Source organism: Maridesulfovibrio sp. (assembly GCF_963666665.1).
Taxonomy (GTDB): domain Bacteria; phylum Desulfobacterota; class Desulfovibrionia; order Desulfovibrionales; family Desulfovibrionaceae; genus Maridesulfovibrio.
Window position 1 is genome coordinate 1,517,417 of the sequence record NZ_OY762999.1, and the last position, 9,070, is coordinate 1,526,486.

Here is a 9,070-nt window from a genome sequence, read left to right on the forward strand (position 1 = left end):
CAATGAAAACCTATCTCATCATGACCGTCATCGGTGCCGTTCTCGGCGCACTGGTCGGCGGTATTTGTGGCTGGCTCGTCAGTGTGATCTGGCCCTGTGTAATCACCGGCACCATTGCCGGAGTTATCGGCATCTGGACCTGGAACAAATGGCCCAACTGGTTTGCAACCCAGTACGTGGAGACCTGGCACAGCGGTGTAATCGTGTTTGTGCTCTGCGTGGTCTTCGGCGGTGCGATCGGAGCCTTTACCGGCTGGAGTGTGCTGGGTCTCGGTCTTGGTGCGCTCTTCGGTGTAATCGTTGTCGGCATGTCCTACGGCATCCGTCACTTGCCCCTTAACGTTCAGTAGGAAGTGGCCGTCATGAGTTTTTTAGGAGCTGTAAAAGTTGGCAAGGAAATCGGTGATGCAGCCGGTGGTGTTATCGGCGCAATCGGCAAAGTCTTTGATGACCTGTTTACCTCGGACGAGGAACGCGAAGCAGCGAAATTGAAATTGTTTCAAATGTATCAGGCCGGGGAACTTACTGAGCTTGATCTTCGCATCAAAGTCATGCTGGCCGAGATGAACGGTAACTGGCTCCAGCGCTCATGGCGGCCCATCCTGATGCTGGTGATCGTGGCAATTATTGCCAACAACTACATGATTTATCCGTATCTGCGGTTGTTCTGGCCTGCCGCCCCTCAATTGGTCCTCCCTGTTGAGCTCTGGGACCTCATGAAACTCGGGGTAGGCGGATACACCGTTGGGCGTAGTGCTGAAAAGGTGGCCGACATTTGGAGGAACAAACAGTGACCTTGGATATGGAAATCGTAGATCACACTTTGCGTTGGCTGCAGGTCGTCTTCATCCCACTCGCATTTTACGTAGGCAACAAATTCAAGGGCTTCGACAAGCGTTTAGATAGCGTGGAATCTCGGCTGACCAAAGCAGAAACAGACCTTTGCAATCTCCCGTCAAAAGATTCGCTTCACAAGATAGAGCTGTCTTTGTCCGAAATGGGTGGAGATCTAAAAGCAATGAAAACGCTAGTTGAAAAGATCGACATCACTGTTGACCGCCGAGAATCCATCATAATGCACGGAGACAAGAAATGAGCAAACATTACCCCGAAGAAGTTACTGAAAGCCTGCGTCTGCACGTCCTGCGCAGCTTGGTTGAAGTTGGTGGAACAACCAACGATTCCATACTGCTGACCCGCGCTCATAAATATGCATTTGAATCATTCGGTCGCGATCGTTTCCGCGCCGAGCTGCGCTGGATGGAACGCAATGGCCTTATCGAATTTAAACAGATTGAAGATTCCGACTGCTACCGCGTTGAGTTGCTGGATTACGGCAATGACGTTTGTCATGGCCGTGAAATGCTTGATGGCGTCCAAAATCCAATGCTGCGGAGATAACCATGGGAAAAGAGCACCAGCCTGAAACCGTCTTCAAAGCACAGGAACTGTATTGCGTCCTGAGGCTGTCCATGGCTTCCGTGTCCAAGGAAGTCGGCGTGGCCACATCCACGCTTTGGCGCTGGTGCGACAAGTACGGATGGAAAGAGAAGCGCGCAAACATCGCCCAGGCTGAATGTGACATCAGGGCTGACACCATTATGGCCCGTAGCGAAATGCTCAAGACCCTCATCAAGACCAAAAACGCACAGGTTGGTTTTGCCGTCGCAGGTCTTGAAAAACTCGCTCTTGATCAAGCTGAAGCCGAACGGGCCGGACGAGCTGCTGACCGCAAATACACTCAAACAACAGAAATCAAAACCACTGATGATATAGCACGCGCTCTTCGTGAAGCCGTGACCATGAAATTGGCAGAGCTTCTGGATGATCCCACCAAGGTAGACCTGAAAACCGTTTCTGACATTCAGAAGGCCTCCAAAATTATCGAAGAAATGGAAAGCAAATCCAGCAAAGATAAAGACCTCGCTTCCGGCAACGGAGTTTCCGCCGACAACCTTGGCAAAATGCTCGATGCATTGAAATAGATATGAAAATTAAGCTGCTCGAATATCAACATGAATTGCGCGAAGCTCTTGTAGAGAATGACGTCGTTGTCGTGGAGAAATCCCGACGCACCGGTTATTCCTGGGGCGCGAGTTGGGTTGCAACCGAATACGCTGCAAAACCCAAATATGAAGGCGGCATGAACGTCTATTACATGGGCTACAATCTTGAGATGGCCCGTGAGTTCATCGAATACGTTGGCGAAGACGGCAAGTATTTGGAGCTTGGAGCATCGGCTATCGGTGAAACGCTTTTCGGTGACGTTAATGACCCGGACAATCAGGTTAAAGCTTTTCGTGTTGATTTCAAGCATGGCCGTGTGGTCGCGCTGCCAAGTAAACCCCGTAGCCTGCGCGGTATGCAGGGACTGGTGATTCTTGATGAAGCTGCCTTCCACGAAGACCTTGCAGAGTTGCTTAAGGCTGCGCTGGCCCTGACCATCTGGGGCGGCAAGGTGTTGATCATCTCTACCCACGACGGAGAAGACAACCCCTTCAATGAATTGATTCAGGATATACGGGCCGGGAAGTTTCCTTATAAGCTTTTGCGCTGTGATTTTAACCGAGCCATTGCGGAAGGACTCTATAAACGTATTTGCGAGCGCACCGAGCGTGAGTGGTCCCAAGAGGCCGAGGACGAATGGCGTGAAGATATCGTTAAGTCATACGGAGACGGAGCCGACGAAGAGCTGTTCTGTATCCCATCAAAATCTTCCGGTAGTTGGCTAAATCTCAACCGCATTGAGTCCTGCACGAATCCCGAAATTCCTCTTTTGACCTGGGAACCTCCGGCCAATGATTTTGTCGACTGGCCAATAGATACAGCATACCGGGACGTCCGCGACTGGATGCAAGCTAACGTAGATCCGCTTCTTGAGGTCCTGCCCAAGGATAAATGCCATTACCTGGGCGAGGACTTTGGCCGAAGCGGAGACCTTTCTGTTGACTGGCCTGCTGTCAGAATGCCGGACTATTCTTTGGACACTCCTTTTGTCCTGCAGCTCCGCAATGCTCCGTTCCGCACCCAGGAGCAAATATTATTCTATCTCCTTGATCGATTTCCCAAGATGTCTGGAGCTGCATTTGACGCACGCGGTAACGGTCAAGCAATCGCCGAATATGCCCGGCAGCGTTACGGCCATGAGCTTATAGCCGAAGTCATGCTTTCTGCCGCCTGGTATCGCGAGAACATGCCGCGACTGAAAACATCTTTTGAAGACCGTACCTTCTCAATCCCCAAGCACGAAGACATTATTGATGATTTCCGAGGAATCAAGCTTCGTAATGGCGTTGCCTGTCCTCCTGAGTCTCGGACCAAAACCGAAACCGGCCAGAGGCATTGTGACTCCGCAATAGCTGCAGCCTTGGTCCAGTTCGCGGCCGCGACAATTGAACCGCTCCAAGAATGGGAAGAACCCATAACCGCCGGATCATCCCACACCGCAAGTATGATCAGAGGATACAAATAATGACACGTGTTTCTGGAATCTACGCACCTAACGGCGACTTCATCAGCTTTGAATCTGCTCGCAGCGCGTCCGTGCTGGGTGAAGACTTCGCCACCTCCAGCCGCGCCATGGGATTCGACCCGGCAACTCTTTTCGGCATGCTTCCCGATCCCGATCCTGTTCTGCGCGATCGGGGAGAAGATGCCAGTATCCTGCACGAGCTGGAAGCTGACGATGAGGTCGGTACCGGCATTGAAAAACGCACACTGCGCACACTGAACAAAACGAATTTCACTTTTTCACCCGGTCACGCTGAAGGCGAAGAACCCACGGAGCTGGCCGTGACCGTCTGCAAATTGCTTGAACGGGATCTGGCTGACCTGAAGCTACGAACTGCATTCGGCGAAATCCTTGAAACGGTGTTTTACGGCCCTACGTTTTCAGAGCTGAGCTGGGAGATGCATAACGGGCATTACAAGCTTGTGGCCATAACCAGCAAGCCTCGCGATTGGTTTGCATTCAATGACCAGCGCAAGCCCGTGTTTCAGTCTATGGACACACCTGAAGGCGAGCCACTGCCGCCGTTTAAGTTCCTGATGACCAGGCACAGGGCCTCTTATGACAATCCTTACGGTAAGAGGCTTTTGACCCGCTGCCTTTGGCCGGTCGTGTTCAAAAGAGGCGGAATAGAGTTTTGGTCCCGGTTCTGTGAAAAATTCGGCTCGGCGTTCATGATTGCGAAGGCGGGTAAAGATGCCCAGGAGCGGAACGTTATTGCCGCGCAGCTTGTATCCATGATCCAGGATGCCGTGGCCGTACTACCTCCGAATAGTGATGTGGATCTGGTGCAGGCTGCCAGCCGTGCCGGAGACCTTCACAAGTCCTTTGTCAGTCACTGGAACACCGCCATTTCAAAGATTTTGACCGGGCAACACTTATCCACCAACCAGGACGGCAATGGCTCCCGCGCAGCTGCTGAGACACACTCGGCGCAGCTCGACGCGCTGGCCGAATCCGATCAGGCCATGCTCGTGGACAGCATGAACGACCTGGCTCGCATCTATACCAAGCTCAACTTCGGTGATGACATTTTCCCGCCTGTTTTCGAGTTCACCGAGCCGGAGGACCACGCAAAGAAAGCAGAGCTGGGTAAAAGTCTGCACTCCATGGGCGTTAGGTTCCTGCCCAAATATTTTGAAAACAAGTTCGGCATGTCACCCGATGAATTTTACATGGACTCATCCCCTGAAAGTGCTTCTACCCAGAAGCAGGAACCGGCGGTGTCTGCTGCTCGCTCTGTCGGTTCCAATTTTTCTGCTGCAGACGATGTTGACGAATTTCAGCAGGCAATAGACCGGCTGGCCGACAAGCTCACTCCTGAAGTGGCAAAAATCAACGAAGGTTTAGCCACTCAAATTGAGAATATTGTCGAGCAGGCCGAGTCCTTTGAAGACATACATGCCGGACTTGCCGAGCTGCTTGGCCAAGAGCTGGATCAGTATGAAATGGACGAACTGCTGAGCAATGCCATGCTCAACGCCCAGCTTGCAGGCCGCGCCGCTGTGCATGGAGACAGTGATGATTAGCGTCAACGCCCTCAAGCCTGCAGCTGCACAAAAATACTGGGCTGGCAAAGTGCCGGTCACAGATAAGGAATTTGCCCAACTCACAGGACAAGCCAAGGCACAAGCCTTTTCCGTCTCAGGGCTTTCGAAACTGGATCAGGTGATAGCGGTCCAAAACGCCTTGGCCAAAATTATTGATGAAGGCGGTACTCTGGCAGATTTCAAAAAGGAAATCCCGGAAATCATCAAAGCTCAAGGATGGACGGGCAAAGCCGCGCACCGGGTAGACAATCTTCTGCGTACCAATCTCCAGATAGCGTACATGGCCGGTCGCCATGATCAGATGTCCAAAGCAACCAAGCTCCGCCCTTACTGGCAGTATGTTGCCGTTGGGGATAAGCGCACACGCCCGAGCCACACTGCATTGAATGGCAAGGTCTATCCGGCAGATCACCAGTTTTGGGACACATACCTGCCGCCTAACGGCTTTCGTTGCCGTTGCACGGTCATAAGCTTGTCAAAGCGCCAACTCAAAAAAAGCGGGTTGCAGGTTGAAACCGACATGCCCGGCACGACCATGGTCACACTGCCTGATGGAAGTGAGATCAACGTCAATCCCATGCCCGATAAAGGCTGGGCGCGGAACGTAGGCAAAGACTTCTATCAGCCTGATCTGTCTAAATACCCGGCTGATTCCAAACAACAATATTTGGAAAACATGATTGATGGGCTTTGCCCGCATGACTTCGCCCAGAGCGGTGAATCGACATGTCTTGCCCGATTAAAAAAACATCTCAGTCAAGAAGATCTTGAGGACATGCAGACCTTGATCCGGTCACGCATGCAGGGCGGTGTTGAAGGTTTTGAAGAATGGACCGAGGCAGTGCTTAAACGCAACTACCGCCAGCGTGGAGACCTTTATCCTGTGGGCAATCTTCCCGCCAAGGTGACAGCCCATCTGCATAAACAGGGGAAAAGTCCCCGTCTGGCTCTCGTCACCGTGGATGACGGCCAGATCATGCATTTAAGCCGTACTGCCAAGAAAAAAAGAGGTCAGGCACTGACCCCGCTTGAAATCGCCGAGATGTCGGAACGTTTTGCAGAGTCGGACTGGTACGAGGACACGGAAAAAGAAGGGTTGCTCATGAGCTGGGTCCGGCTCGGTGACGAACTGGTCAAGGTGGTCATCAATCTGGACGGAAAGGTCAGTAAGCACGGAGTGGCTAACAGGATCGTGACCGCCGGAGTGATTGACAAGAAGAATGTTGAGACAGGCAAGAGATACAAAAAAATATAAAGCTGGTGGGTGGGCTTCGATCCCACGATCTGCTGTCAGGACAGTTAAGTCCTTAGAGCCCCGCTACCATCTGCGACCATCTGCACCAGCTTTATTATCTATTAACTAAATAACAACCAACAGACACGGAGTCAATACATGGCCACACTCAATAACGTGGAACTTTTCGTGATCGGTACCCATACCGACAGTGATGGTCGTACCCGCACATGGACACTTGAAGATCTGCATAAAATTGTCAGTCAGTACGACCCGGCTAAACAGGAAGCTCCGGCTGTGATTGGCCATCCAAAGGAAACGGCCCCTGCATATGGTTGGGTTTCAAAGCTCTGGGTGGATGACGGAACCCTCAAGGGTGACTTTGAGCAGGTTGCTCCAGAGTTCGAAACAGCTCTAAAGGAAGGCCGTTATAAAAAACGGTCTATCTCGGTGGATAAACAATTTAATTTACAGCACGTGGCCTTTCTGGGGGCGGCACTGCCTGCTGTGGAAGGGTTGAAGGATATTGAATTCAGCGCGGGTGCTGAATTTGAAACATACGAATTTACAGCAAACGAGGGCATCAAGCCCGAGGAGGACGACACTATGGAAATGGCTGAACTTTTAGCTGAGAATAAGCAGCTTAAGGACGAGATTGAAAAACTCAAGAAGGCTAACGAAGACAAGAAATCCGACGCAGAACTGAAAGCTGCCAAGGATGAAACCGAGGCCGTAAAAAAGGAATTTGCCGAATACAAGAAAGCTCAGGACGACAAGTCCCTTGAATCTCGTGTGAATTCGCTGGTCGAAACCGGCAGACTGCTGCCTGCAGACAAGGACGAAGTCATGGCCTTTGCCAAGGCCATGGACGACGGCACGGCAACCATGAACTTTTCCAAGAAAGACGGTTCCAGCGAACAGGTCAGCCCGCGTGAAGCCTACCTGCGCAAGCTGGAAGCAGCGGAACCCAACAACCTGACTGAAGAATTCGCCAAGGACGGTACAAGCAACTTTTCCCAGGCCCAGGGCGAAGATGACGCAACCGATCTGGCTTGCAAAATGTAGGGCAACAGGAGTTAGCAAAAATGAAAGATCATAACGCAGTCCTGGGAGTTGAATCCCTCAATGATGTCCAGATCGAAGCCGGTAAGAATTGTATTGTCAGGGTTTATGACTTCCCGGATGCACTTCTCGAAGAAATCGCGGCCGGAACCCTGATGAGCCTCGACCCTGATGGTGAGCTGCATGAATTCGATGAGACTATCACCGGTACCAATCTGGCGACAGGTGACGGGGCAGAGAAAAACTTTAAAGGCGTTCTCGGCCCAGTAATGCCCGGCACGCTGGTAATTACTGACGGCACAGAAACTTTCACCGACAACGGCGGTGGTGTGCTGGTGTCCTCCGGTGCCGGTTCCGGCAGTGTGGACTACCTGACTGGAGCCTGGGCGGTTTCATTCGCAGCAGCCCCGGCGGCGGACGGTGCCATCACAGCAGCTCACAAGCCCCGGCCCTGCGGTGTGCTCAAGCACACTGCTGAAGAAGATGAAACCGAAGGTGCCGTCATTGTCTTCGGCGAGGTGGTTTTCGGCCATCTTTCCGTGGGTGGCATGGCCCCCAGCAAATCAGAACTGGCACTGCTGGAATCCATCAACATTTACCCCGTAGGATAAGGAGTATCCCATGTCGCTACTATTAAAGCTCAGGAAATATTATACAGCAGCCGCAGTGCGTAATGTACTCAAGACCGTTGCGCCGGTTGAACTGACCCTCATGAGCACTGTTTTCACCAACCGGGATACTGTGCAGTTGCCGGTGATCCCGTTGGCAGAACTCAGATCTGTAATCAAAAACATGCCGGTGGTAGCCAGAAACGGTCAGCCTCTCAATGTCTCATCCGACAGCATGGAAGTCACATACGTTGAACCCCTGCCAGTCAAACTATTCGCCGACATCGATCCGATCATGCTCAACAACCTGCGTATGCTCAGTGATGAAAGCATCCGCAACTACTGCAACCGCCAGATTGCAAACCTGCGTGAATCTACCAACCTGACCACTGAAGCACTGTGCGCTCAAGCATTGTTTGACGGCAAGATCAGTTATCCCCTGCAGGTGGCTTCAGCAAAATCCAAGCTCTACACAGTGAGCTATGGCACTGAAACCATTCAGACAGTGGATGTTGCCGATCAGGCTCTGTGGAACGTTACGGGGCAATCACGCACGGTGGTTCTTTCTTTGCTTCGTAATATGGACAACAAGCTGACCAGGGCCGGTTATCCCGGCAAAAGAAAGATCTTTGCCGGTGTAAACGCCTTTGGCTACCTGATCGACCTGGTTGACCAGAACAAAGACAGCCGCACTCCCATGCGCATCAAGGAAGACGGCACGGTTCAGATCGGCAAATTCATCATTCAGGAGATGAGCGAGACCTACTACGACGCCAAAGGTGAAGACGTACCCAAGGTTCCTGACGATGAGATCCGCATGGTCACCCCGCAATACACCACCCTCAAATACGCTGCCATTGATGACTTGAAGGCCAACCTGCAGGCCCTGCCTTTGTTCGTCAAAGCCGTAGAAGACGAGAAAGCTGGAAGCCTTCAGAATATCAGTAACTCCAAACCCCTGCCCGGTGTAGCTCCGGCGTCCATCTGCAAGGCTGTTGTCGTGGATGAATCGGTGAACGCAGCCGAATAGGCTCAAAAATCCGTTCTAAGCAGAGCGGGGCTTCGTTAGGTACGACGCCCCGCTTTTTCATCATAAAACTAGTTTAAA

General features: G+C 52.0%; 11 protein-coding genes. All 11 read left to right on the plus strand.

The features are described from left to right. The first annotated feature begins 2 nt into the window (after nt 1-2). Nucleotides 3-350, plus strand: coding sequence for a hypothetical protein (locus ACKU40_RS06890; protein ID WP_320175777.1), 348 nt, complete (start codon nt 3-5; stop codon nt 348-350). A 12-nt stretch (nt 351-362) separates the two neighbouring features. Then, the gene (locus ACKU40_RS06895) at nt 363-794 is read left to right on the plus strand and encodes a holin family protein (protein ID WP_320175778.1); all 432 of its coding nucleotides are present in this window, start codon (nt 363-365) and stop codon (nt 792-794) included. Continuing rightward, nucleotides 791-1,096, plus strand: a complete 306-nt coding sequence (locus ACKU40_RS06900) for a DUF2730 family protein (protein ID WP_320175779.1) — start codon at nt 791-793, stop codon at nt 1,094-1,096. The genes ACKU40_RS06895 and ACKU40_RS06900 overlap by 4 nt, the downstream gene beginning before the upstream one ends. Next, nucleotides 1,093-1,401 (plus strand): hypothetical protein, encoded by a 309-nt coding sequence (locus tag ACKU40_RS06905; protein ID WP_320175780.1) that lies wholly within the window; start codon nt 1,093-1,095, stop codon nt 1,399-1,401. Before ACKU40_RS06900 ends, ACKU40_RS06905 begins: the two co-directional genes overlap by 4 nt. A 2-nt stretch (nt 1,402-1,403) precedes the next feature. Further along, nucleotides 1,404-1,985 (plus strand): hypothetical protein, encoded by a 582-nt coding sequence (locus ACKU40_RS06910; RefSeq protein ID WP_320175781.1) that lies wholly within the window; start codon nt 1,404-1,406, stop codon nt 1,983-1,985. 2 nt (nt 1,986-1,987) lie between these two features. After that, nucleotides 1,988-3,472 carry a hypothetical protein gene (locus tag ACKU40_RS06915; RefSeq protein ID WP_320175782.1) on the plus strand — a complete coding sequence of 495 codons (1,485 nt, stop codon included), beginning with the start codon at nt 1,988-1,990 and terminating at the stop codon, nt 3,470-3,472. Next, nucleotides 3,472-5,037 (plus strand): DUF935 family protein, encoded by a 1,566-nt coding sequence (locus ACKU40_RS06920; RefSeq protein ID WP_320175783.1) that lies wholly within the window; start codon nt 3,472-3,474, stop codon nt 5,035-5,037. Before ACKU40_RS06915 ends, ACKU40_RS06920 begins: the two co-directional genes overlap by 1 nt. Next, nucleotides 5,030-6,313 (plus strand): phage minor head protein, encoded by a 1,284-nt coding sequence (locus tag ACKU40_RS06925; protein ID WP_320175784.1) that lies wholly within the window; start codon nt 5,030-5,032, stop codon nt 6,311-6,313. Before ACKU40_RS06920 ends, ACKU40_RS06925 begins: the two co-directional genes overlap by 8 nt. 138 nt (nt 6,314-6,451) lie before the next feature. Then, nucleotides 6,452-7,357 carry a hypothetical protein gene (locus tag ACKU40_RS06930; protein ID WP_320175785.1) on the plus strand — a complete coding sequence of 302 codons (906 nt, stop codon included), beginning with the start codon at nt 6,452-6,454 and terminating at the stop codon, nt 7,355-7,357. 20 nt (nt 7,358-7,377) lie between these two features. Further along, nucleotides 7,378-7,965, plus strand: coding sequence for a hypothetical protein (locus ACKU40_RS06935; RefSeq protein ID WP_320175786.1), 588 nt, complete (start codon nt 7,378-7,380; stop codon nt 7,963-7,965). 10 nt (nt 7,966-7,975) lie between these two features. Continuing rightward, a complete protein-coding gene (locus ACKU40_RS06940; protein WP_320175787.1) occupies nt 7,976-8,992 on the plus strand; it encodes a major capsid protein in 1,017 nt (338 codons plus the stop codon). Nucleotides 8,993-9,070: the final 78 nt, after the last annotated feature.